Origin of the sequence: Streptococcus sp. 1055, from assembly GCF_013276815.1 — a bacterium.
Taxonomy (GTDB): Bacteria; Bacillota; Bacilli; order Lactobacillales; family Streptococcaceae; genus Streptococcus; species Streptococcus pseudopneumoniae.
Window position 1 is genome coordinate 1 of the sequence record NZ_VMLT01000096.1, and the last position, 22,862, is coordinate 22,862.

A 22,862-nucleotide genomic window follows, 5' to 3' on the forward strand; every position below is an offset into this window, starting at 1 on the left:
TTGAAGTCAACCAAACGGTAGAAACGTTTGTGTCCACCACCTTGGTGACGAACTGTGATACGACCGTTGTTGTTACGACCAGCCTTGCTCTTCAATGCAACAAGCAATGATTTTTCAGGAGTGCTTGTTGTGATTTCAGCGAAATCCAAAGAAGTCATATTACGGCGACCGTTTGTTGTTGGTTTATAAACACGAATTCCCACGATATTTCCTCCTTAGATTATTCAGCTTCAGCAGCAAACAACTCGATTGCTTTAGAATCAGCTGTAAGTGTGATGATAGCTTTTTTAGTTTTGTTAGTAAAACCAGTGTAACGTCCAACACGTTTAGCTTTTGGCTTTACGTTGATTGTGTTAACATTTGCAACTTTAACGCCTTCGAAAGCAGCTTCAACAGCTTGCTTGATCAAAAGTTTGTGTGCACGAGTGTCAACTTCAAATACATATTTTCCTGCTTCAAGTTGAGCCATTGAGCTTTCAGTGATGACAGGTTTTTTGATAACATCATACAAATTCATTATGCAAGAACCTCCTCGATTTTAGAGATAGCTGCTTGAGTAACAAGAAGTTTGTCACTATTTGCGATGTCAAGAACACTTGCAGTTGTGGCAGTCGCAACTTTCACGTTTGGAAGGTTACGAGCTGAGAGAGCTGCGAATTCGTTTCCTTCTTCAAGAATAACAAGGACTTTAGAATCGATGCTCAAAGCTGCAAGAACTTTTGCAAATTCAGCAGTTTTTGGAGCTGTAAATTCAAGAGAATCAACGGCTACAAATTTATTTTCAGCAACTTTTTCTGAGTAAACAGATTTAAGCGCAAGGCGACGAACTTTTTGAGGAAGTTTGTACGCATAGCTACGTGGAGTTGGTCCGAAGACGATTCCACCACCACGCCATTGTGGAGAGCGGATAGAACCTTGACGAGCACGTCCAGTTCCTTTTTGACGCCATGGTTTGCGTCCGCCACCTGAAACAGCTGAGCGGTTTTTAACTGCGTGAGTTCCTTGACGAAGGCTTGCGCGTTGGCTGATGATTACATCAAACACAACTGATTCATTTGGTTCGATACCAAATACTGCATCGTTAAGAACAACTTCGCCCGCTTGTTTACCAGTTTGGTCGAATAATGTTACATTTGCCATTTTGACTGTATTCCCCTTTCCTTATTATTTACCAGCTTTAACTGCTGATTTGATAGTGATAAGAGATTTCTTAGCACCTGGTACGTTACCTTTGATAAGGATAACGTTCTTTTCTGGAACAACTTGTACAACTTCAAGGTTTTGAATTGTTACGCGGTCGCCACCCATACGTCCTGCAAGGTTTTTACCTTTGAATACGCGGTTAGGTGCAACAGGTCCCATAGAACCTGGACGACGGTGGTAACGAGAACCGTGAGCCATTGGTCCACGTGATTGTCCGTGGCGTTTGATAACACCTTGGAAACCTTTACCTTTAGAAGTACCAGTTACATCAACAACATCTCCAGCTGCGAATGTTTCAACTGTAATTTCAGCACCAACTTCCAAGCCTTCAACGTTTTTGAATTCACGAATGAAGCGCTTAGGAGCCGTGTTAGCTTTCGCTACATGTCCTTTAGCAGGTTTGTTGCTCAATACTTCGCGTTTGTCACCAAAACCAACTTGGATAGCGTTGTATCCGTCTGTTTCAACAGTTTTAACTTGAAGAACAACGTTTGGAGTTGCTTCAATAACTGTTACAGGGATCAATTCGCCAGCTTCAGTGAAGATTTGAGTCATTCCCACTTTTTTCCCTAAGATTCCTTTTGTCATGAGAAAATAGTTCCTTTTCTATATTTTTTATTCAAAAAGTTTTTAACGAGCGTTTTTTATGCTCAAGTCTAAGATACAAAGGGCGTCAAACTCAAAGTGAAAATAGGAAACTGACGCAGTGTCTAGCGGACACTAGGAAGTTTATCTTTTTCACACCGAGTTTAGCCCGTGTTCAATTAGATTGAAACACCAGCCTCTGCTCTTTTATATTTTAGATTAAAGTTTGATTTCTACGTTTACACCACTTGGAAGATCCAATTTCATCAAGGCATCAACTGTTTTTTGAGTTGGGTTAACGATATCGATCAAACGTTTGTGTGTACGCATTTCAAATTGTTCGCGAGAGTCTTTGTATTTGTGAGTCGCACGAATGATTGTGTAGAGGCTACGTTCAGTTGGAAGTGGGATTGGCCCCGCAACTTGTGCACCTGTACGAGTAGCTGATTCTACGATTTTTGCAGCCGCTGTGTCAAGCGTACGGTGTTCGTAAGCTTTCAAACGGATACGAATTTTTTTGTTTGCCATCTTTTTCTCCTTTTCGTCTATTTAAGATAATAGGCTAGCTCCACAAGAAAACCGACGCGGTGTTGCGTGGCAATGCAACCGAGCGTGTCGCAACCTCTTGCATCAAAGCTAAAGCTGTAATTTACAGCACCATAATAGAATAACACAAAGCCCCTGCGATTGCAAGGGATTTGTTGCTGTTTTTTCGTTTTTTTACGATGAAACTGTTTTCCTATTTTTTCTTTTTAAAATTAGGGATTTTCTTCCATATAAGTTAAGTCCTCTTGACATCAAATTTACCTTCTGATTGGTCCACTAGAATGTCCGCCCTTGACTCAGTTTCTTTATAGTATCGCAGATACTGCTCCCGTCTCATCTGATGGCTAGCCAATATAAAGGATGCATCGCGATTTCTCACAGTCGTATCTCTAGCTAGGCGCCGCCTTAATTCGGTCTCCTCATCCGTGTAGAAACAGATGGTTTTGTCAAAGAGTTCTTTGGGTAAAAAGCCAACAGACATCCCTTCGACAATCAGAATTGGCTTTGCTCCAGACAAGACCTCACTAGCCTTCCAAGGTTCTTCAATTGTTAAGACATCCATACCTGCCTGCATTGCGTGAATATCTCTCCGCAAACTCTCCAGTTCATGCGCCACTGGCAGACTGGCTGTCACCTTTTGATTCGGCGCGTCCTTGGGTACTACCAGATGGCGTCCTGAGGTGATATAAGGATCTGTCTCTAGCAAATTTACTGTAGTAGAATCTAAAGCTTGGTACAATTCCTGTGCAAAGGTTGATTTACCTGAAGCTCCATGACCGTATATTCCCAGTGTCCTGACTTTCCCCGTCTCGATCTCTGAGACTAGTTGGTCTACTAAGTCTTTTTTCTTCATTCTCTCTTCACCTGTTCATAGCTTTCTTTTCCGTCATTGAGCTTGTCCCAAATCACTACTTGCCCACTTTTGAGCGATTTTTGCACATCGATAATTCGTTGGTTAGACGAACCTCGAAACTGGAGCATAAGATTTCTCTTAGTTCGATCATATCTTCCATCGACAAGAAGGTCAATCAGTGACAAGAGTTCCAGTTTATCTGGAGTTTCCAACATCATTTCTTCCCAAGTGTAGCCGGTCCAGGACCAGATGTCCTTGTCTGGCAATTCCTTCCGAATCCGCTTAACAAGTGGCAAGAGAATCCCAGTATTAAGAAAAGGCTCCCCTCCCAGCAAAGTCAAACCTTGAACATAGGGCTGAGCAAGATTTGCCATAATCTGCTCTTCTAATTCTGCTGTATAGGGAATACCAGCATTAAAAGACCAAGTCGCAACATTATAACATCCCTCGCAGTGAAACATACAGCCTGATACATAGAGAGAGTTGCGCACGCCTTCGCCGTCCACAAAGTTAAAGGCCTTGTAGTCAATGATACGACCTTGACTAAGTTCCTCGCTTTTCCATTCTTGTGGTTTTGGATTATTCATTCGCTACCTCTATCCAATAACGCTCGACTCCATTGCGAGCATCCTCAAATATTCCACCATTTGCTAGAATGACTGCTCTACTAGCAGAATTATTCACACTACAGGTCACCAGAGCTTTCTTGATATTCTTTTCCTTAGCAACTTTCAAGCCCTGACGGAGAGTCTCTTTTGCATAACCTTTGCCTCTTTCTGATGGACGGATGGAGTAGCCAATGTGGCCAGCATAATTCAGTAACCCCTCATTCAGTCTCAATCGCAGATTCAAAAATCCTAGAGCACGACCTACATCATCAAATGATACAAATTGAATAGAAGGAACACGATTTTCAGGCAAGTTTATTCCCATTTCTTTTTGCATATTTGTTTCCAACCATTCTTCATACACAAAGTTCTCCGTATCCCAAAATCCTCCATCATGGGCTGATTGGCTCTTTTCAAACTCTGTCATCATCTCTAAAACTGTTTCTTTATCTGCTAATCTTGGTCTTCGTAGTTCCATCCTTACCTCCCACTAAGAGAAAAGCGAGAGCTGACTCTCACTTTTATTTCTTCTTATTCTTATTTAAAAATTGTTCTCTGAGGTTGAGCAAGCGTTCTTTTTTACCAGCTCCACCTTTAGAGTGTTTCTCGTGATAACGGGTCACTTGTGCGCGTCCCTTATCGTCTAATTGATATTTTCCCATGTTTTCCTTTTCTAATGCTTCAATTCATTGTATTGATTATAAATAGTTTCATACTCATCTGCCATTTTACGGTCAAGCTCTTTAAATACTTTATCATCCGAATATTTTAACTCATGAATATCAAATTTATTATATACTTTGTATTTTTCAAATAATTCTTTTCCTTGATGTGAGTTTTTCATTGCCACTAAATACAATTGAAATGATTCATTATATTCCGCTAATATGTAAAAGTAACGATAATAACCAATTTGCTCCTTTGCTTCAATCGATGTGGCTAAAGGTGCCGAATGAATAATCTTACTTCCATCCTCCTCTCGAATTTCATCTGAAAAATATAAATTAACTTCACCGTTTTGGAGCTCCTCTCTTTTAAAAAGAAGATACGGACGTTTCGAACTACCGCTTTGAATGACATTTCCATTCTTAGATAGCAGTTTTAATTGTTGAACACCATTTAATTCACGAATATTTATATTATAGTTTAACGTCTTATCTACAATCGTAAGCCCTTCAAACCCCATTATTGTAGCTGGAGCATGCAACTTAGGGGGAGTCGTCTCTATATCTGTAATCTCAATTCCATATTCTTTTCTAGCTACATTATTCGCCTCTTTTGAAAGACTATTTGCCTGTTCTGCTATAGTATTAGCCACCTTGCTTAATTGATTCGATTGAGCACTGATGGAAATCCCCATAAAACCAATTACAAACGTCTCTACTACAAACCGATAATTACTTTTTATCCAACATAATACTCTTCTTATCATCTAATTGATATTTTCCCATTTCATTTCTTTCTAATTTGTTACTTGATGGCCAGCTATTTTAATCGTTGAACCATTCATATGTTTAACACGCGCAGCGATTTCCTTGTGACGCCCATTAACCATCGGACGCGCTTGAGGATTGCCTAGATAGCCACAAGTCCGTTTAACAACGTCTACTGTTTTAGGGTCGCTATTGCCACAGTTAGGACAAGCAAAGCCCCTCTCGGTTGGTTCAAAATCTCCTTCAAAATCACACTTATAGCAACGGTCAATCGGAGTATTGGTGCCTAGATAGCCTACACGGTCATAAGCATAATCCCAGACAGCTTCCAAGGCTTTAGGATTTTGCTGAAGGACTGGATACTCACAATAATGGATGAAACCACCTGATGCACCTGCTTCTGGATAGACTTGCTCAAAGTCTAATTTTTCAAACGGTGTTGGATTTTTACGAACATCGTAGTGGAAAGAGTTGGTGTAGTATTCCTTGTCTGTAATATCTGGAATAGAACCGAATTTCTCAGTATCTAGTCTACAGAAACGGTCTGTCAGACTTTCAGATGGCGTTGAGTAGATAGAGAAATGGTAGCCATATTGGTCTGACCACTCTTCTACACGGCGTTTCATATCGCGAATGATATCTAGCGTGAATTCCTTGGCTTCTGGATTGTGTTCCCAGCTATTTCCAAAGAAGACAGTAGCCACTTCGTACAAACCGATGTAACCCAGCGAAACTGTCGCTCGACGATTCTTAAAGAGCTGGTCAACACTTTCTTCTTTACCTAGACGATGGCCAAAAGCACCGTATTGATAGAGGATAGGAGCATTGGCTGGCGTCGCCTCTTTCGTGCGTTCGACACGGTAAACAAGAGCATCTTCTGCGATATTCATTCGCTCGTTGAAGATTTCCCAGAACTTGGTCATATCACCTTCAGACTCGAGAGCAATACGAGGCAGGTTAACCGTCACAACACCCAGATTCATGCGACCTGAATTAACTTCTATACCATTCTCATCCTTCCATCCTTGAAGGAAAGAACGGCAGCCCATAGGAACCTTGAAGGATCCTGTCAAGTCAACAATCTTATCGTAAGATAAAACGTCTGGATACATCCGTTTGGTTGCACACTCAAGAGCCAACTGCTTAATGTCGTAGTTGGGAGTCCCTTCTTCCAAGTTAAGTCCTCTTTTAAGCGTGAAGATAAGTTTAGGGAAGATGGCTGTGCGGTGTTCCGAACCAAGCCCCTTGATGCGAATGTTTAAAATAGCTTTTTGAATTTCCCGTTCGAAACGGCTAGTTCCTAAACCAAAACCGAGCGAAGTAAAAGGTGTTTGTCCATTTGAAGTGAAGAGGGTGTTGATTTCATACTCAAGAGATTGCATGGCATCGTAGATATCCTTTTGCGTTTTCTTCCAAGCGTAATCTTCCCGTTTTTCAGGCAAGACCCACTCTTCTGCATCTTTGAGATGTTTTTGATAGTTCTTCTCTGCATAAGGCGCCAGGATTTCATCGATACGGTCAGCTGAACAGCCACCGTACTGGCTAGAAGCAACGTTGGCGATGATTTGAGAAATCTGTGCTGTCGCAGTCTGGATAGACTTGGGACTTTCTACCTCTGCATTTCCAATCTTAAAACCATTTTCCAACATCCCCTTGAAATCAATCAAACAGCAGTTGGTCATAGGGGTATAGGGACTGTAGTCCAAATCGTGATAGTGAATATCCCCCTTTTGGTGGGCATTGGCTACGTGCTTGGGAAGCATTTGCAGTCCGATTGATTTCCCAACAATGCCTGCTGTCAAATCACGCTGGGTATTAAAGACATCGCTGTCTTTATTGGCATTTTCATTGACAACTGCCTGATCTTTATTAAGAAGCTTATGAATACTAAAGTTAATATCTGTCGCTTTTGAACGCTCAAAATCCCTTTGCGTCCGATAAGTAATATACTCCTCAGCTAGCGCATATTCTTTGGCTTCAAGGAGTTCATGTTCTACGATATTTTGAATTTCGTAAATCTTAACCCCCTTTGGAAAGCGACTATGAATTTCTGTGACAATTCGCTCGGTCAGAGCATTTAGGCGCTTTTCGACTAAGGGTGTCACATCCATAACCTTGTCTGCCGCCTTGTGGAGAGCCTTGTCAATCTTGTCCACATCAAATACAACACGTCTCCCATCTCGTTTCTCGACGAAGAGAGTTGGCAAAATTGTAATTTTTTCTTCTAGTGCAATCATATGCATGCTCTTTTCTAAAATGTTCTTTCTAAAAAGTATTATACCACTCTAAAAAGAAAAATCAATATCTTGTGGTAAAAATCCTAAAATTTTTAAAAATACACAAGATATTGATTTAGTTATTTAATTTTATAGACTTTAAACTCTGAGTAATCTGTCTTTACTGGTTGGTAATTTTCTTTCAAAATTGTTTCCACTTCAGACCAGACTGGCACCTTGTCATTTACCACAATCACCTTGGGTTGTTTTTCTTTCAAGTCATTAAGTAACTTATTCCGATTTCCCTCAGTTGCTGTATAGTGCACGGGAGACAAAATCGCCGATGGCGACAAGCGCTCACTCTTACGATAAAGAGTCGTAGTATCATCCCATGCATAGATAGCATCTTCCGTATTTGTCTCCTCTTTTACCAAATCAGCAAGACGATTACGTTCTTGATAAGGTACTGGATAAAGGACAAACTTCATCAAAAAGGGAATAGACAAAAGATAGACAAGCCCTAAAACTGGCAGATATAGATTTCCTTTGAAGAAACGACTCCATAGACTAACTGGCGTTTCTCTTCGTCTTCTTCTAACACTACGCCCCCTCTGTTGACTCTTAATATTGGTTACCAATAAAAGTAGGAAAACAGGGAAGACGACCATCAAATAGGAAGCGTGCAGAGGCTCTTGTGAAAAGAAAAGCAAAATCAAACCTAAAATTGTCACAAGACTTGCAGGAACTGAAATGACGTATAGTTTAGAGGGTTTGGATTGAAAGAGACCTAAAAAGATACAAACCACAAATCCCAAACCAAGGGACAACAAGCCATAAAAAGCCATATTCTCTAAAATTTTAGAAGTGAAATCAAAGCGAATACTGTCAATAGGATAACGAATACCACTAATGGCATCCCCAAAACTTCCTGTTGCAACACTATAGTAGGTAGTGGGATAAAAGACAAGTGAAAAACCTAAAGCCACTGCAAGAAACTGATAAAACCCATGCGCAAAGCGTCTATGCCCAAGGTTAAAGACCAACAAGCCTAAACTCACTACAGCAATAAACAGGAGCGATGACAAGGGGGCAAAGAAAAATCCGCCCGCCAAAGCTAGCCCAATCCGTACAAATCCCTTATCATGGCTTGGATTGCTTAGATAAGCCGCAACTAAACTAAAGGCCGCGAATAAGAAGGGAAGCGCTAAAAGAGTCGCATAGCCTCCACCAAAAGCAAGACCTGTAACTAGCATGTAAAAAATAGTCACCACTTGTCCAGCTTGGTCTCCTTGCTCTGTCAAGGTATCCGCTGATCTAAAAAGGAAAAATCCGCCTGCTACCAAGGCTAACCACTCAAAGATGGCAAAGAAAAATCCGCCCTGAGTCACGTAAGTCAGCAAATAATAAAGCAAACCTTGACTTCCATAATAATCGCTGTAAATCTTCCCTGTCTGATGAAGCGCCCAACCTGCATAAAAATCCTGCACTTCCTGTGCACTCATTAAGTCGAGTAATAGCGGTACTCCTAGAGTTATCCCCGTTACAAGCGTACTCCATAGTAAAATTTTCACCAAAGGAAGACGACTTGATTCACGATGATGCGATTCTTGTTCGATTTGGTATTCTAGAGGTTCACGATTCTCCTGATGAACTTCTTCTACTCTACCATACACACTCATATCATTTCTCCTATTCAATTTATCTGTCTTAGTATATCAAAAAGTCCTAGGATTGTCAGCTTGCGATGGCTGTTTGAGTGATTTTTTGCATAGTTTCACAAAGGTTTCAATTTCCCGAAAGCGATGTAAATTCGTCTGTTTAAATGTTATGATATAATCCAATTCTTTCTGAGTCAGCATCGTCCCTCCCTATATCTTTCTATTCGTAAAAAGCAAGAAAAAGAGGACTCGGTCATTTCCTAAGTCCTAGATTTCTTATAAGATTGGGGCGAATAACTGGGCGATTTCTTTTACAAGCTTTTGATACCAGCTCGTTTTGATAGAATGAGGATAGACTTCCTGAGAATCTGCAAATATATTTTGAAAATCTCGGGCGATTTCTATTATAGAAGGAGTTTTATAGAGTAAAACTGCATTTTCATAATGGTGTACCAAGCTTCGGTAGTCGAGATTGATCGTCCCCACCACCGCAAAATCTTCGTCTACCAACATCTGCTTACTATGAATAAAACCTGGGCTATACTCATAAATTCGAACACCAGCAGAAAGAAGGTCTGGATAAGCCCCTCTTGTGACTAACTGAATGAACTTCTTATCTGGTATGTAAGGGGTGATAATTCGAACATCGACCCCTCTCATAGCAGCATTTTTGATTGTCTCCGTTAAATCATAGTCTATGATCAAATAAGGTGTCGTAATATAAACCGATTCAGTTGCTTGATTGATCAAACTCTGATAAACCTTTTTCCCTACCTGCGTTCGAAAAATTGGCTTGGGTCCACTTCCGTATGGAATGGTTAATCCATCACTTGGGATAGAATGATTTTCTAAATGATATTGATCAAAATCACTAATCTCTCCTCGATTGATGTACCAAGTGGTTAAAAACAAGCGTGTCAGGGCTTTTACTGCTAGTCCGTCTAAGCGAATTCCACTATCCTTCCAATAACCAAATCTCTCGACGTGGTTAATGTACTCATCTGCCAGATTGACCCCACCAGTATAGGCTATCTGACCATCAACAATCAATATTTTTCTATGATCTCTGTTATTATAGGCCACTGTCAAACGAGGAATAACTTTATTGAATTTATGGGCCTCGATGCCCAGCTGACGAAGTCGATGTGCATAATCTCCTGTTAAAGTAGCCATACAGCCGATATCATCATAGAGCAGTTTAACCTCAACTCCTTGAGCGACCTTTTGCTCTAGTATATCTAGTATGCGATTCCACATCAAACCTTCTTCTATAATGTAATATTCCAAGAAAATAAATTTTTCAGCCTTTTTAAGATCTTCTACCATCTTTTTCCACATAGCTTCTCCGTTAGGAAAAAATGTAGAGGCAGTTTGATCATAGACATCGGCATTGGTATCCATACTCAATAAGGACTTGATGACGCCATATGCCGCCTTGTCACTTTCTTTTAATTCCTCTTTTAGTAGCTGGCTATTTGCTTCTTGGAAATGCATGGAGTCTAGCTTCTTCAGTTGTTTGATTTCTTTTTTGGACAATCTCCTCTCACCAAACATCAGATAGAGCAAGGGGCCAAATACTGGCACAAAGGCTACTAATAACCAGGTTACCTTATTCTCAGGAGTCGTATTACGGTTGACTATCGAAATAATTGTGATGATACTCAGTAGAATGAGAACAGTAATCCATAAAATGGGAGCCATGCGTCCTAAATAAAGAAAGAGACCAAAAGCCAGACAAAGTTCAAGTAGCATAATCGAAAGACTAAAGCCATACTTGGACATCAATAATTGAAATTTTCTATATTTCATATCTCCTCCTTGATATTTTGAATGCTAAAAACAAGTAATTGATACTAGTATAACTCAGGTATTCGACAGAAGGCAAGTATTTATGATTATTTTTTAAGCGTTGCAGGACAAGTAGACGGAGAGTTTATAGCTCCCATGATTTACAAGAAAAGTATGACGAGCGACTTCTTTGTGGAGTGGTTCAAAACGCAACTCTTGCCTGCTTTGAAGACACCTCATGTCATCGTCATGGACAATGCTAGTGTTCATCCCAAGAACATCTTGGATAAACTTTGCATTCAAGATAAACACTTTTTCTTACCTCTACCGCCTTATTCACCAGATTTGAATCCTATTGAGCAAGATTGGGCTATCTTGAAGAAGAAAGCGACGGATTTATTAAGGAAAGTCCCAAATATTTTTGAAGGTTTAGAGCGCTCTTTTAAAACTAAATGACTATAAAAAGGGACAACACATCTATCATATTCTGAAAACTCACAATCTTGATGTCAGCTCCTCAACAGTCATTATTAAAACCAGTGGAACTTACCCTGACACGGAATTCCACTGGTTTTTACGATTTTTACCAGATTAACCTCCACTTGCACTAACGGTGGAATTTAGTTCGGGAATTTAGCTTTTTCGCTATGAAAATCTTACACTTCATAAGTAAAATATCTAAAGGAAATAACAAAGCATACTACAATCATAAGCACTAGATAAAACGTATAATCCCAAATATCAGATAACACAAAATCACTATAAATTAAACTACTTCTTAACATCGCAATCATGTGTGTTAGAGGATTAACTTTAACTAATGGCTGTAAAAATGTTGGCCAGACATCCGTCGGAAAAAACGCTCCTCCTAAAAATGTTGAAAGTAAATTACCTAAATTTCCAAAAACCGAAGTGTTTTTTACATTCTTAGAAAGAATACTTATAATCAAACCTATCGATGCTAAAGAAATTGAACTAAGTAAAAGAATCATAAAAAGCCATATTATATTAGGAAAACTATATTTTAAGCCTAATTTTAAAATATAATTACAAAAGAATAATACCAATAATGTTTGAAAAAACATCAAAATTATTTGAGTTATTATTAAAGAGAAAACTATCTTTGAAATTTTGACGGGAGTTACTTTTATAAATTTCAAAAATCCGTTTTCTCTATAACTTGATAACATAATAGGAAATGCTATCAAACCTGTCGAGGCATACGACATACCTAAAATACCAGGAAGGATATACGTCATATAGGACATTCCTTCCCTACTCTCAGAAGAGCCTGCCGTTCCCATCAAAATAAGCATTAATATCGGCAAAAAAGTTCCTGTAATCACTGCTTGTTTATTTCGTATTTCCATTAAAAAAAATGATTTAATAAACTTCATGATACTATCCATGTATATTTCCTCCGGTCATAATCAAAAACATATCCTCTAAATCCATTTCCGAAATAGAAATACCTCTCAACTCTTTTTTTTCTTTATTACATACCTGAGATAATATCGTAAGAGCCTTTTCATAATCATTAAAAAAAATAATCAACTCTTCATCCATAAAACGAAATTCGTTTTCACTAAAATATTTAGATATATTAGACTGAAGAAAATCTATATCTACATCAGTCAAACTGTAATCAAATATTATCTTATGAGAATACGGCAAGCCTTTGATTGCGTTCCTAACTGTATCGTCATAAACAATTTTCCCTTGATTAATTATTATTATTCTATCACACACATCAATAATTTCATTTATATAATGTGTCGTTAATAAAATTGTTTTCCCATTCTTTTTATACCCCTTTATAATATTCCAAAGTTCCTTTCTGGTTTGAATATCTAATCCTAAGGTAGGTTCATCCAAAAAGATAATTTCAGGGTTATTTATCATACTTAACGCTAAAGCGATCCTCTGTTGTTGCCCTCCTGATAAGCCAGAAATGTAACTGTTATAAGCATCCTTCAAACTTACTTTGTCTAAAAGCTCACAAATCTCTTTTTTTGATAACGAAATATTATATAAAGCACCTATAAATTCAAACAGCTCACAAATTTTTATTTTGTTAAAAAATTTGTTTGTTTGAAATTGAACTCCTATTTTCATCAATAAATCTGATGTTCTATCTTTAGAATTACTATTGAGAACAATACTTTCTCCACTATAATCTGTGTATATTCCTTGCAAGCAATTAAAAAGTGTAGTTTTCCCAGAACCATTTTTTCCTACAATTGCGACAACTTCTCCTCTATTAACACCAAATGTTATATCGGATAAGATACTTTTACTATCATAAGAATAACCTAATTTATTAACATTAATAATCATAAAACCTCCCTATTTTATTTAAGAATAGCTATCGAAAAGTTTCTACTTGATATTTTATCCAAAAAGTGTGAAATATCTTCTGATGTTATGCTATCTATCAATTCCAGCGTAGATTCTAATACTATATGACTCCGACCAATTTGGTGCTCTTTAGCTAAATAAATAAAAAATATTTTCATGCTTCCAGAATTAACTTGGCAATTAATTATATTAGTAAGCTCTGTTTTACAGGTTTCTAAATATAACTTTGTATATTTACTAAACTCGGATGACCGAAAAACCCCCAATATAAACTCATTTATTTCCGAAACATTCTTTAAGTTATCCTTTGAATCTATATACTGTACTTCAAAAATAGGCGTATCAAAATAATAATACGCTCGAGCAACTATAAAATATAAGTCTGCTAATTTTTTCCTTAAGTTATCAAATAGGAAACCACTTGTCCCATTGACCATTAGTAAACACAAAAGAGATAAAATTATTGACTCTTTTTCACACAAAGCTTCATCGAAAAGATATGATAATGAGACCATGACTCCTGGGTTACTATCAAGAACCTTGCTGTTATTCCCGGTTTTAAAATAATCAACTAAGTTGCTTTGGCAACAGATAGGGCTCTCGTCAATATTCTCTTGATTTAATAACAAACCATCTAATGTATCTTCAATAGACTTATCAGATACTTCACCCGAAAAATAAAGCTTCATATTACTTGGAAGAAAGAGGTTACCCCTAGTTTTTAGGACATCTTCTAATGTTATGTTGGTTAAGTTTTTTCCTAAAATATCAATATTTAACTCTTTTGACCAGATTAAACCATTCAATTCATCTTGATAAACTTTTAACCGATCAAATTTTCTTGAAATCTTTTCTTTATGAATGATACGCTTCTCTTTGAAAAGTTCAACTTCAGAAATTGATCCAAGTATTAAGTATTCAAAAATTTCCCGAAAATTATCAGCAATCTTCCCTAAAGGTGAAACTAGATAGATGTACATACTATCCAAACCAGTCCTCATTTCTAGCTTGATATTTTTTTGGGATAAAAAATCAGAAAAATATATACCCTTATAAGAAATATTAGAAATCAAATGTTCCGTTAAATGCACAACTCCATGAAAATCTTTTTTTTCATTCATAGCACCAATATTGAACCATATTAATAGTTCGTCTAAATTTGTTCCCCTAACTTTAAAAATATCTATGTTATTAGACTCTGATTGACAAAAAGTTATTGACATTAAATCACCTAACTTTCATCTTTATGACCAATGAAGAACTCATAAACGATTCCTTCTGTAACACCATCAATATTAAGTAAGCTATTAATTTCATCGTCAAAAAATCCTCCTATAGCTAACGCACCAATATCAATACTCTCAGCAGATAAATAAATATTTTGTCCTAAATGCCCTGCATCTAAATGTACAAACCTATATGAACGTTCTCCATATTTATAAGATAATCTTGGAAAAACTGCAGTAATAAATATTACACACGCTGATTGTTTCGCAATACTAGAATAAGATGTAAACTCAGATAAATCAAGTTCCCCTTTTTGCAAAACAGATAGGTTATGTTCTGAAGGGTTATAATGATAAATCCCCTTCTCTAACCCCTCAATCTTATTAGCATAAAAATATATTTCTAGGGGATATAATCCCCCCGCAGAAGGAGAAGTTCTCAACTCTTGATAATATTCTTTTTCTAAATTTTCAAGTGTTCCACTAATTCCATAACTAGAATTTAAAATATAACTTACCTCGCTTAAAGTTAAACTTTTTGACGAAAATTTACGAATACTTCTTCTGGAAAATAAAACCTTTCTAAATCCCTCAGTTTGTTTTTCATAATCAGTAAAATCAGAAGGTAAATTTATCTTAGGATGGGTTACAAATGAATGTGATGAATTTACCGCTCCTTCAATGAAAACAGGGTTAGAGATAATTTGAGAGATATTTTTCCCTAAAATTTTTTCTCTTAGAGTATTTAATTTAGTTATTTCATGAAATGTTTGAAAATCATATTTTTTTGTAACGCAATTTTCAAATGCATTTTTAGATAGTATCTCAATTGAAGATATTTTACTCATAATAACGGTACTCCTTATGATTACGGAAATGGATGAGGAATTTTATTAAACTCTTCTACTGATTTGGGTCTATTTAAAAGTCCCAATGTTACCGGAACATCATGTAGGCGTTTTCCCCCAATTCTAGGATATAAATGGTCATTTGTAATTTCTATAAAACCAGGTATTACTACTTTATATACTCTATAATCTAAATTATAGACATCACTTGTTGTTAAGTTCTTATAAAAAATATCATACCCTAAATTTGAAATTTTTTCATATAAAATTTTAAGCTGCTCATCGTATGTTAAAGTTTTCTCCTCTTGAATTTTCACAGTATAATCTTGATTAAGCAGAAAATCAAAATGTGGCTTCATCGATTTCTGGGTAAATAGCATAACTCGACTATGGAAGTCTCGAATATCAGAAAAATCATCACTGTATTGTTCCTTACTTCCCCGAACAAAATCTTCTTTCCAGCTAATACGGCCTTGCGATAACTCTATAAAAGTTTTTATTACTGCCTCTTTTAATGTTAGTCTAGTCGCTGCTGCAATTAAAATTCCTCCTCGCTCATCCTCTAGAATCCCTAAAACACTAGGAATTTTTGTATCAAGTGTCATATCAATTAAAGTATATTTACAGCCAGGTATTTCAAATCTTTCTTTATATAATTGGTAAACTTCTTCATTGGATGTTATATCAATTTTAGGCAGGGAAAGTTCGTTATACCATAGAATACTAAAAGCATCACGCTCAACTACTTCAAAAATCCCTTTAACAATAGCCTCCTCATCATTAGAAGCACATGACAACCCCGTTGAAATAGGATACCAAATCAACTTCTCATCTTCATTTGGATAATATGGCAAATAGGTAACTGCTGCTGGAATTAAGTAATCTTCGTTCTTTCCTAACCTTTTGCAAAAAGTCCAATTGACTATTGTTGATTCATCAAAAATACTAAAAGGAAAATTTGATTCTAGATACTGATGTTTGTTATAAAAAGCAAATTTTTTCGGAGAAATGCAGCGATATTTATTTAATAATTCTTTATACGAGCCAAGCACTAAATCCGAAGGTTGTATAAACGCCGAGCAATATCTTTCTACAGTTTCTCCTATTGCAGCATTAGCTGCAGACTCAAACGTAAGACCAGCACCACTATTAAAAGATGTTGAAGTCTCAATTCCCATTCTTGAAAAGTTTTGAGCAATAGCTGCTACAAGAAATACCCTAGCATCATCATGTTCAGGCAACCAATAAAATAAATCTTTTACAATACCTAATTTATTGTTAACAAGTCTATTAGATGCCAAAGGATAGATACTTGTCAAATTGGTCGATAAATACTTCATAATCTTGCCTTTCTTTATATATTAGTGAACCCCAAATCGATACTTTATTCTTGATATTTATATGTTTTTGTCCAAAACTTGTTAGTTACTTTTAAATCTGGAGATTGACCACAAACTTCACATATCGGTGATTTGATAAGGGAGTCATAATTGAAATTAACATTATAACCATCTATTTCAATAATTCCTTCAATAGTTTTCGGAAAATTCCAAGTATCTTCTTTCAAGAAAAATTGTAATATTTGACCTACCATAATATTAAACCCAATCCGAAATGTTGTAGAATCAACCGAATAAGCCCTTTGAATCGCCCCCTTCAGATTAGTTTCTAAAAACTTTTCTACTTTTATATGTTCAGAATAATGCGTGAGATTATTATACTTTCTAGTCCTGTAACATTCTAAACAAGCGGTATATGGTGGGATACACATTGGACCAATTTCCGCTATAAAACCAGACGTTTTAAGAAGTATGACAGGTTTTTGCCACTTAAAGCACAAAGAATTAATTCTTTTCTCAAAAAAATCATTTGTTTCGGTTTCAATCAATACTATAAAATCATTATTAGATATGATCTCCAAAACATCTGGAAAGTTCATCTCATTCTGAAACTGTTCTACTTCTATCATATTCACCGTTAAAAAAGGTATATCATCAATTATAACTGGTAATCTTCTATCTAAATTAATAATACCTACTTTTTTATCTTTAAAAATTTCCAAAATTCTTTCTGTTTTTAAACCAGTTGAAAAATAATTTTGGAGATCATTAAATGTGTCATTTACTACGCTTTTATTATCAATCCAACCTTTGCTTATTAATTGCTCTAATACACTAGACAATTTACTTCTAAACTCTAAATCTACACTTTGTGATAACTCCGAATAACTTGCACCTGTATTAAGTAATGGCAATATAGGAAGTAAGATATTCTCAACATCCTCCCCATTTAAATTAAAGTATCTATCGTTGAATCTTACAATCACAGATTGACCATCTGGAACTATAACTACACCAGAATTAATCTTGAATTTCACATTATCTTTCATTTTTTAAATACCTTTCTCCTACTTTACCTAAAAATAAGTAAGGCGGTAAGAATAACAATTCTCACCGCCTTCAAATTAGATTATTTTTATCTACCTGTTGAAGTACAAAAATAGCAGCAACAACAGTATATAACCTCTGCTGACGTTTGAGAATCAAATACTCTGTTTTGTTCTACCAATTCTACAATAAACATATCTCCTCCTACTGACCTGTCGAAGTACAAAAATAACAACAGCAACACCAAACAACATCAGCTGTTGCAGGAACATCTAGAAAACGAGAGTTTTCAATTAATTCTGAAATAATCATTCTTTCTCCTTGCAAATACTGTAAACTCAATTATCTAATTCTTACAAATAAATTTTCTGTAAAAATCAGACTCATTAGCTAACTAGCAGATTCTTTCCCAGAAACCTACCTTTAACCGTTACAAGCAACTATTAACTCAACGCTCAACCAAATATCATTGAGAGTTGAGCATAAACCTATTCTTATACCTAAAATTATTGCAATAATTAATAGACCTCCTTTTTTATATATTGTATATACCAATTGTTGTTTGAATACTAATCTACTTTCTCAATATCAAATCCATTAAATTTCTGTTGTGATTGTACTCGAATTTCTAATTGTCTATTTTCTGAACAAAATGCTTATAAAAAGGCGTAGTACTAAATGTAAATGCACCTAACGATACCAATGCAATCGTTTTATGAAATCGGTTTCTTTTTCTGATTTTATTGTAACACATCTATAATGATTAGTCAAATATTTTTATACTTTTTAGAACTTTTTTATTACAGGTACAATAAAAGGCTGAAAAATCCAGCCCTTCCTACTTGCATAGTCTTATTTAGTTAAAACGATTTGGTCCGATGGGTCTCTAGCCATATCATCTACGATGATTTGATTACCGTTTACAGTGTAAATTTTGACATCATCACCAATAATCATGCGTTGATTTGCTGCATCAAATGTGACCTGTTTGACTTTCTGATCCCCGTCAGATTCGAGCTCAGTCCATGTACCAGTCGTTCCAGTTACCACTAAAGTAATACGGTCTCCGTCATCCTGACCGGTATAAGTCCCATCAATATCAGTCGGTTGAGCCTCAGGTGCATTTTATGAAGAACTTGTTGCTACCTGGTTTGTATTTTCTGTAGACGATGAAGCAGTAGGTTGTGATTGCTGAGTTTGTTGTGTTTGCGCTTGAGCTGCTGGTTGTTGAATCTGTTGAGCTCTTTGTGAACAAGCTACTAAGAGACTAAGACTTGCTAGAGAAGCAAGAGAACGTGTGAATCTTGTTAATTTCATGATGGATTTCCTTTCTGCTACCAATTTAGAGAAATTTTCTCTAACCAGCAATTCCCCTAGTATAACAAGTTCAAAAAAGGTGGTCAATTTATCTGTTCATGCCCCAGCAGGTAGCTCCGTACTTCTGAGATAAAATAGAGAGACCCTGTAATGAATAACAAGTCCTGCGTATCGGCTTTTTCTTCGAAACTGCTGATAAATTCTCGGTAAGAAGAAACTATATCGTAACCTGTTACATCTGTCTCATCCAAAGAACCTTGATAGTCAAAGCCAGTCACCTTGAGTTCCACCTGAGGTAAATTTTCAGTCAGATAACCCAACATCCCTTGATAATCCTTCCGTTTCAAGGCTCCAAATAGGATTTGAGGACGATAGGCTTCCTGCTCTTTTTCTTTGATAAACTCAACCAAGCGAGTCAAGGCAGGGAGGTTATGAGCACCATCCAAGTAAATCTGTGGGCGAATACGCTCCAAACGTCCAGCCCAATGGGTCTTCTCCAAAGCCTGTCTTACAACCTGCTCATAAACAACTTCCTTTCCTTCTCCCATAAAGAGAAGAAATGCTTGCAACGCCAAGGCCGCATTTTCCTGCTGATAAGCTCCTTCTAAGCCTATGTTCAGCTGTGAAAGATTTAGTAAAGAGCTTGAAAAATTACCATTCAGCATTGAAAAATCTTGACCTGCCTGATAAAGATCAACAGCTAAAGAGTCTGCTTTTTTCTGACAGACAAGCCTAGCTTCTGGAGGCAATTTCGCAATCACTGCCTTCTTACCAGCCTTGAAAATACCAGCTTTCTGCTCTGCGATTGCTTCCAGACTATCACCCAAGGTTTCCTGATGGTCAAGCCCAATGGAGGTGATAACAGCAAGCTCTCCAGTTACCACATTGGTCGTGTCAAGTAAGCCGCCAATTCCCACTTCTAGTAAAACCAAATCCACTTCTTGCTCTCTAAAATAAAGAAAAGCAATCAAGGTCAGCAGTTCAAAAAAGGACAACTGATCATGGGTTTGCAGAAGCGTTTTCTCCATCTCCTTGACCTGCTCAGCCAAACGGATAAAGTCTGTGTCTGCTATAGATTGCCCATTAATGCAGATTCGATCATTGATAGAGACGATATGAGGGGAGGTAAAGGTCGCGACTTTTTTGCCATGCCCCATAAATAACTCCCTCATAAAAGCAATGGTAGATCCTTTCCCATTAGTCCCTGTTACATGGATAATAGGATAAGACTTCTCTGGATTCCCTAACAAATCCACCGCTTGCTGTATTCGGCCTAAACCTGATCGAAAATTCAAACCAATCCGACTATAAAGCCATTCTCCTACTTCAAACATACACATCTCCTTGACAAAAGTCTAATCAATTATCTAGCAAAATTCCGTAGATAACAAAAAATGAGGTCAGGATTTTCGTCCCGACCTCTCACCTGGTTAGCTAATCACTAACAACTATGAATATTAACTTGGGCTAAAACATCCACTGGATGTTCCAACTCTTCCAATTTCTAGGAGTTGGGCTGATACAGTCTCCCAGACTACCTGCGTTTCTAATTTCTAGCGCTGGGCTAAAAACGTCCACAGGACGTTTTTACTCCTCCATAAAACTATTGAAGACTTCTTCAATCATGTTCCATTCGTCTTCTGAGTCTTCTGGGATTGGTTGCAATTCGCCTTCTGTTCCATCTTCGTTTTCGATGAATGAGTAAGCTTGGATTTCAACTTGTCCGTCTTCGTCTTCTTCTGCGTTAACTGGTACTAGAAGAACATAGTTTTTACCAAATTCTTCTTTTCCATCAATTGTCAAAAGGATTTCAAACAAGGTTTCATTTCCTTGCTCATCTACTAGTGTGATTAGTTCACGTTCTTCGTGGTCGTGGTTATGATCGTGTGACATATCCTCTCCTTTATATTAAAATTTTCTATCTAAATAATTTTGTAAAATCAGCTGAGCTGCTAACTTATCAATGACTTTCTTGCGCTTATTGCGACTGATATCTGCTTGTTCAATCAACATACGCTCAGCAGCCACTGTTGTCAAGCGTTCATCCTGATAGTCTACTGGTAAACCAAAAAACTCTTCTAGCTTTGCTCCGTAGGCTTGACTAGCTTCTACGCGCGGTCCGCTTGTATTGTTCATGTTTTTAGGCAGGCCCACTACAAATCGTTCCACCTTGTAAGTATCAACCAGCTCCTTAACGCGGTCAAAACCAAATTGGCCTTGCTCCTCATTGATTTGGATGATTTCAAGCCCTTGAGCTGTAAAACCGAGCGGATCGCTAATGGCCACCCCTACCGTTTTTGAACCGACGTCCAATCCCATAATTCTCATAGGTTACAGATCGACTCCTTGTCCTTTAAGGTAGTAGCGAACCAATTCCTCAACGATTTCATCACGCTCATACTTACGGATTTGATTTCGTGCATTATTATAACGAGGAACGTAGGCAGGGTCTCCACTCAATACGTAACCTACGATTTGGTTAATTGGGTTGTAGCCCTTATCGTTCAACGAAGCATAAACATCTGTCAAAGTTTCGCTAATTTCTTTTTTATTGGAATCGTCCAATTTAAAACGTACGGTTTCTTCAGTAAATCCCATTCTAACACCCTCTTTCCTTAGAATAGTACCATTATAGCATAATTCCTTACCTTCTACAATTCAGGCAGTTTATTTATTTGGATTTTCTATTGTTCTGTCGCACCATTTGCCAATCTGTCTGAAATATATTTGCTTGGTTCATTCTTCAAAAGATTTTCTAAGCCAATATTCTTCAAATATTCTAACTGAGAAGCCTTCTTGACATCCAAAACTTGAAAATCAAAACCAGTCGTTGTTTGAAGTTCTGTTGCACTCAATAGTTTTGTTTCAAGCTTAAATCCTGCTAATTTACGAGCTTCTATGATGGAGTCGTCTTTCTCTTCCGCCTCGAGAAGAGCTTTTTGAGTTTCCTCCACTCCATGTTGGTCAATGTAGGTCTTCAGCTCATCTGAGACTGGACGCTTTTGTTGGATAGTTAGACTCAAAAAAATCTTGTCTTTGTAAGTAATGGTTTGGGTCTGCTGGCTACCATCATCTGACTTGGGCAAGACCAAAGTCTTGGTTACAACTGTATTCTTCTCAGCATTTTCAATAACTGGCAATGCCGACTGAAGCGTATCTTTTTCTGTTTTTGTAGCTGGTCCAGTTTCTTTTTTCTGTCCGCAACCAACCAGGACAAAAAGGAAAGCTAGACTAACAAGAACTATTTTTTTCATTTCTTTCTTCTTTCTTTTTGAAATTAAAATAGAATAAGACTGGGAATTGCTCCCAGCCTTGATGTTTATAGAGCTGCACGCAAACGTGCTTCTGCATTTTCTACATTACGGACAGAGCGTGGTAGGAAGGCACGAATATCGTCTTCCTTATAGCCAACTTGCAGGCGTTTTTCATCTACAAGGATTGGGCTCTTTAAAATTCTAGGTGTTTCCATAATCAGATTGAGGACTTCGTTAACACTCAAATCTTCAATATCCACTCCAAGGGCTTTGGCATAGCGATTTTTAGATGAGACGATACTGGCTATTCCGTTGTCTGTTTTGGTTAGAATATCCAGTAATTCTTCTCGCGTAATTCCTTCTTTACCAAGGTTTTGTTCTTTATAACTTAACTGGTGGGCATTAAGCCAGGTTTTTGCTTTTTTACAGCTAGTACAACTTGAGACTGTATAAATTTTAATCATGTACCTACCCCTTTCGCTACATGTTACTATCAGTTTAGTCTATTATACCATAAAAAACATCCGACTTGCGACCTATTTTTAATTTTTTTTGACTTTTTTCCGGGACTTTGACAGTTGT

Annotated in this window: 24 protein-coding genes and 4 pseudogenes; 1 reads left to right on the forward strand and 27 read right to left on the reverse strand. The window is 37.1% G+C overall.

Annotated elements, in window-relative coordinates; all coding sequences use genetic code 11:
• From rplB to cls, 13 genes and pseudogenes are all read right to left on the reverse strand, one after another.
• Nucleotides 1-203: pseudogene (gene rplB, locus HT699_RS08340) on the reverse strand (50S ribosomal protein L2); the annotation flags it as partial.
• A gap of 17 nt (nucleotides 204-220) precedes the next feature.
• Nucleotides 221-517 (reverse strand): 50S ribosomal protein L23, encoded by a 297-nt coding sequence (locus HT699_RS08345; RefSeq protein WP_001055347.1) that lies wholly within the window; start codon nucleotides 515-517, stop codon nucleotides 221-223.
• Nucleotides 517-1,140: a 50S ribosomal protein L4 gene (gene rplD / locus HT699_RS08350; protein ID WP_000024552.1), complete on the reverse strand. Its 624-nt coding sequence runs from the start codon at nucleotides 1,138-1,140 to the stop codon at nucleotides 517-519. The genes HT699_RS08345 and rplD overlap by 1 nt, the downstream gene beginning before the upstream one ends.
• A 24-nt stretch (nucleotides 1,141-1,164) precedes the next feature.
• Nucleotides 1,165-1,791: a 50S ribosomal protein L3 gene (gene rplC, locus HT699_RS08355; RefSeq protein WP_000160201.1), complete on the reverse strand. Its 627-nt coding sequence runs from the start codon at nucleotides 1,789-1,791 to the stop codon at nucleotides 1,165-1,167.
• Between the two features lie 216 nt (nucleotides 1,792-2,007).
• Nucleotides 2,008-2,316 (reverse strand): 30S ribosomal protein S10, encoded by a 309-nt coding sequence (rpsJ, locus tag HT699_RS08360; protein WP_001284513.1) that lies wholly within the window; start codon nucleotides 2,314-2,316, stop codon nucleotides 2,008-2,010.
• A gap of 253 nt (nucleotides 2,317-2,569) precedes the next feature.
• Nucleotides 2,570-3,187: a phosphoribulokinase gene (locus HT699_RS08365; protein WP_050207601.1), complete on the reverse strand. Its 618-nt coding sequence runs from the start codon at nucleotides 3,185-3,187 to the stop codon at nucleotides 2,570-2,572.
• On the reverse strand, nucleotides 3,184-3,774 hold the full coding sequence (gene nrdG / locus HT699_RS08370; RefSeq protein ID WP_172934259.1) for an anaerobic ribonucleoside-triphosphate reductase activating protein: 591 nt from the start codon (nucleotides 3,772-3,774) through the stop codon (nucleotides 3,184-3,186). Before nrdG ends, HT699_RS08365 begins: the two co-directional genes overlap by 4 nt.
• Nucleotides 3,767-4,273 carry a GNAT family N-acetyltransferase gene (locus HT699_RS08375; RefSeq protein WP_172934260.1) on the reverse strand — a complete coding sequence of 169 codons (507 nt, stop codon included), beginning with the start codon at nucleotides 4,271-4,273 and terminating at the stop codon, nucleotides 3,767-3,769. Before HT699_RS08375 ends, nrdG begins: the two co-directional genes overlap by 8 nt.
• A gap of 43 nt (nucleotides 4,274-4,316) precedes the next feature.
• Nucleotides 4,317-4,457, reverse strand: coding sequence for a hypothetical protein (locus HT699_RS08380; RefSeq protein ID WP_000521618.1), 141 nt, complete (start codon nucleotides 4,455-4,457; stop codon nucleotides 4,317-4,319).
• A gap of 11 nt (nucleotides 4,458-4,468) precedes the next feature.
• Nucleotides 4,469-5,227, reverse strand: a complete 759-nt coding sequence (locus tag HT699_RS08385) for a hypothetical protein (RefSeq protein ID WP_023939686.1) — start codon at nucleotides 5,225-5,227, stop codon at nucleotides 4,469-4,471.
• Between the two features lie 30 nt (nucleotides 5,228-5,257).
• On the reverse strand, nucleotides 5,258-7,465 hold the full coding sequence (nrdD, locus tag HT699_RS08390; protein ID WP_166731304.1) for an anaerobic ribonucleoside-triphosphate reductase: 2,208 nt from the start codon (nucleotides 7,463-7,465) through the stop codon (nucleotides 5,258-5,260).
• A 119-nt stretch (nucleotides 7,466-7,584) separates the two neighbouring features.
• The gene (locus HT699_RS08395; RefSeq protein WP_138707693.1) at nucleotides 7,585-9,123 is read right to left on the reverse strand and encodes a damage-inducible protein CinA; all 1,539 of its coding nucleotides are present in this window, start codon (nucleotides 9,121-9,123) and stop codon (nucleotides 7,585-7,587) included.
• Between the two features lie 255 nt (nucleotides 9,124-9,378).
• Nucleotides 9,379-10,911, reverse strand: a complete 1,533-nt coding sequence (gene cls / locus HT699_RS08400; protein WP_050261276.1) for a cardiolipin synthase — start codon at nucleotides 10,909-10,911, stop codon at nucleotides 9,379-9,381.
• A 99-nt stretch (nucleotides 10,912-11,010) separates the two neighbouring features.
• On the opposite strand from cls, the pseudogene HT699_RS08405 reads away from it, so the two are divergent.
• Nucleotides 11,011-11,346, forward strand: a pseudogene (locus HT699_RS08405) (transposase); the annotation flags it as partial.
• Nucleotides 11,347-11,546: 200 nt separating this feature from the next.
• Here HT699_RS08405 and HT699_RS08410 read toward each other — a convergent pair.
• From HT699_RS08410 to spx, 14 genes and pseudogenes are all read right to left on the reverse strand, one after another.
• Complete coding sequence (locus HT699_RS08410) at nucleotides 11,547-12,299, reverse strand: ABC transporter permease (protein ID WP_000377327.1); 753 nt, start codon at nucleotides 12,297-12,299, stop codon at nucleotides 11,547-11,549.
• Nucleotides 12,292-13,227, reverse strand: a complete 936-nt coding sequence (locus HT699_RS08415) for an ABC transporter ATP-binding protein (protein WP_172934262.1) — start codon at nucleotides 13,225-13,227, stop codon at nucleotides 12,292-12,294. The genes HT699_RS08410 and HT699_RS08415 overlap by 8 nt, the downstream gene beginning before the upstream one ends.
• 14 nt (nucleotides 13,228-13,241) lie before the next feature.
• Nucleotides 13,242-14,471 (reverse strand): insulinase family protein, encoded by a 1,230-nt coding sequence (locus HT699_RS08420; RefSeq protein ID WP_172934263.1) that lies wholly within the window; start codon nucleotides 14,469-14,471, stop codon nucleotides 13,242-13,244.
• A gap of 8 nt (nucleotides 14,472-14,479) precedes the next feature.
• Nucleotides 14,480-15,322 carry a SagB/ThcOx family dehydrogenase gene (locus tag HT699_RS08425; protein ID WP_000036613.1) on the reverse strand — a complete coding sequence of 281 codons (843 nt, stop codon included), beginning with the start codon at nucleotides 15,320-15,322 and terminating at the stop codon, nucleotides 14,480-14,482.
• Between the two features lie 20 nt (nucleotides 15,323-15,342).
• The gene (locus HT699_RS08430; protein WP_000876398.1) at nucleotides 15,343-16,662 is read right to left on the reverse strand and encodes a YcaO-like family protein; all 1,320 of its coding nucleotides are present in this window, start codon (nucleotides 16,660-16,662) and stop codon (nucleotides 15,343-15,345) included.
• A 44-nt stretch (nucleotides 16,663-16,706) separates the two neighbouring features.
• Nucleotides 16,707-17,711, reverse strand: a complete 1,005-nt coding sequence (locus tag HT699_RS08435) for a hypothetical protein (protein ID WP_000654648.1) — start codon at nucleotides 17,709-17,711, stop codon at nucleotides 16,707-16,709.
• A 567-nt stretch (nucleotides 17,712-18,278) separates the two neighbouring features.
• A pseudogene (locus HT699_RS12040) lies at nucleotides 18,279-18,412 on the reverse strand (PhrA family quorum-sensing system peptide).
• Between the two features lie 149 nt (nucleotides 18,413-18,561).
• Nucleotides 18,562-19,026: pseudogene (locus HT699_RS08440) on the reverse strand (SP_0198 family lipoprotein).
• Between the two features lie 83 nt (nucleotides 19,027-19,109).
• Entirely contained in the window at nucleotides 19,110-20,360 is a 1,251-nt protein-coding gene (locus HT699_RS08445; RefSeq protein WP_000464365.1) for a folylpolyglutamate synthase/dihydrofolate synthase family protein, read from the reverse strand.
• A gap of 253 nt (nucleotides 20,361-20,613) precedes the next feature.
• Nucleotides 20,614-20,919 (reverse strand): DUF1292 domain-containing protein, encoded by a 306-nt coding sequence (locus HT699_RS08450; protein WP_000017620.1) that lies wholly within the window; start codon nucleotides 20,917-20,919, stop codon nucleotides 20,614-20,616.
• Between the two features lie 15 nt (nucleotides 20,920-20,934).
• On the reverse strand, nucleotides 20,935-21,354 hold the full coding sequence (gene ruvX, locus HT699_RS08455) for a Holliday junction resolvase RuvX (protein ID WP_001808830.1): 420 nt from the start codon (nucleotides 21,352-21,354) through the stop codon (nucleotides 20,935-20,937).
• 3 nt (nucleotides 21,355-21,357) lie between these two features.
• Complete coding sequence (locus tag HT699_RS08460) at nucleotides 21,358-21,624, reverse strand: IreB family regulatory phosphoprotein (RefSeq protein ID WP_000507059.1); 267 nt, start codon at nucleotides 21,622-21,624, stop codon at nucleotides 21,358-21,360.
• Nucleotides 21,625-21,710: 86 nt separating this feature from the next.
• Entirely contained in the window at nucleotides 21,711-22,280 is a 570-nt protein-coding gene (locus HT699_RS08465) for an SP0191 family lipoprotein (RefSeq protein WP_000725131.1), read from the reverse strand.
• A 65-nt stretch (nucleotides 22,281-22,345) separates the two neighbouring features.
• Nucleotides 22,346-22,744, reverse strand: coding sequence for a transcriptional regulator Spx (gene spx, locus HT699_RS08470; RefSeq protein WP_000591165.1), 399 nt, complete (start codon nucleotides 22,742-22,744; stop codon nucleotides 22,346-22,348).
• Between the last annotated feature and the right edge of the window lie 118 nt (nucleotides 22,745-22,862).

Bases quoted from the DNA above. Each gene is read 5' to 3' on its own strand.
- HT699_RS08345 (WP_001055347.1), bottom strand. From the start codon at position 517: ATGAATTTGTATGATGTTATCAAAAAACCTGTCATCACTGAAAGCTCA.
- rplD (WP_000024552.1), bottom strand. From the start codon at position 1,140: ATGGCAAATGTAACATTATTCGACCAAACTGGTAAACAAGCGGGCGAA.
- rplC (WP_000160201.1), bottom strand. From the start codon at position 1,791: ATGACAAAAGGAATCTTAGGGAAAAAAGTGGGAATGACTCAAATCTTC.
- rpsJ (WP_001284513.1), bottom strand. From the start codon at position 2,316: ATGGCAAACAAAAAAATTCGTATCCGTTTGAAAGCTTACGAACACCGT.
- HT699_RS08365 (WP_050207601.1), bottom strand. From the start codon at position 3,187: ATGAAGAAAAAAGACTTAGTAGACCAACTAGTCTCAGAGATCGAGACG.
- nrdG (WP_172934259.1), bottom strand. From the start codon at position 3,774: ATGAATAATCCAAAACCACAAGAATGGAAAAGCGAGGAACTTAGTCAA.
- HT699_RS08375 (WP_172934260.1), bottom strand. From the start codon at position 4,273: ATGGAACTACGAAGACCAAGATTAGCAGATAAAGAAACAGTTTTAGAG.
- HT699_RS08380 (WP_000521618.1), bottom strand. From the start codon at position 4,457: ATGGGAAAATATCAATTAGACGATAAGGGACGCGCACAAGTGACCCGT.
- HT699_RS08385 (WP_023939686.1), bottom strand. From the start codon at position 5,227: ATGATAAGAAGAGTATTATGTTGGATAAAAAGTAATTATCGGTTTGTA.
- nrdD (WP_166731304.1), bottom strand. From the start codon at position 7,465: ATGATTGCACTAGAAGAAAAAATTACAATTTTGCCAACTCTCTTCGTC.
- HT699_RS08395 (WP_138707693.1), bottom strand. From the start codon at position 9,123: ATGAGTGTGTATGGTAGAGTAGAAGAAGTTCATCAGGAGAATCGTGAA.
- cls (WP_050261276.1), bottom strand. From the start codon at position 10,911: ATGAAATATAGAAAATTTCAATTATTGATGTCCAAGTATGGCTTTAGT.
- HT699_RS08410 (WP_000377327.1), bottom strand. From the start codon at position 12,299: ATGGATAGTATCATGAAGTTTATTAAATCATTTTTTTTAATGGAAATA.
- HT699_RS08415 (WP_172934262.1), bottom strand. From the start codon at position 13,227: ATGATTATTAATGTTAATAAATTAGGTTATTCTTATGATAGTAAAAGT.
- HT699_RS08420 (WP_172934263.1), bottom strand. From the start codon at position 14,471: ATGTCAATAACTTTTTGTCAATCAGAGTCTAATAACATAGATATTTTT.
- HT699_RS08425 (WP_000036613.1), bottom strand. From the start codon at position 15,322: ATGAGTAAAATATCTTCAATTGAGATACTATCTAAAAATGCATTTGAA.
- HT699_RS08430 (WP_000876398.1), bottom strand. From the start codon at position 16,662: ATGAAGTATTTATCGACCAATTTGACAAGTATCTATCCTTTGGCATCT.
- HT699_RS08435 (WP_000654648.1), bottom strand. From the start codon at position 17,711: ATGAAAGATAATGTGAAATTCAAGATTAATTCTGGTGTAGTTATAGTT.
- HT699_RS08445 (WP_000464365.1), bottom strand. From the start codon at position 20,360: ATGTTTGAAGTAGGAGAATGGCTTTATAGTCGGATTGGTTTGAATTTT.
- HT699_RS08450 (WP_000017620.1), bottom strand. From the start codon at position 20,919: ATGTCACACGATCATAACCACGACCACGAAGAACGTGAACTAATCACA.
- ruvX (WP_001808830.1), bottom strand. From the start codon at position 21,354: ATGAGAATTATGGGATTGGACGTCGGTTCAAAAACGGTAGGGGTGGCC.
- HT699_RS08460 (WP_000507059.1), bottom strand. From the start codon at position 21,624: ATGGGATTTACTGAAGAAACCGTACGTTTTAAATTGGACGATTCCAAT.
- HT699_RS08465 (WP_000725131.1), bottom strand. From the start codon at position 22,280: ATGAAAAAAATAGTTCTTGTTAGTCTAGCTTTCCTTTTTGTCCTGGTT.
- spx (WP_000591165.1), bottom strand. From the start codon at position 22,744: ATGATTAAAATTTATACAGTCTCAAGTTGTACTAGCTGTAAAAAAGCA.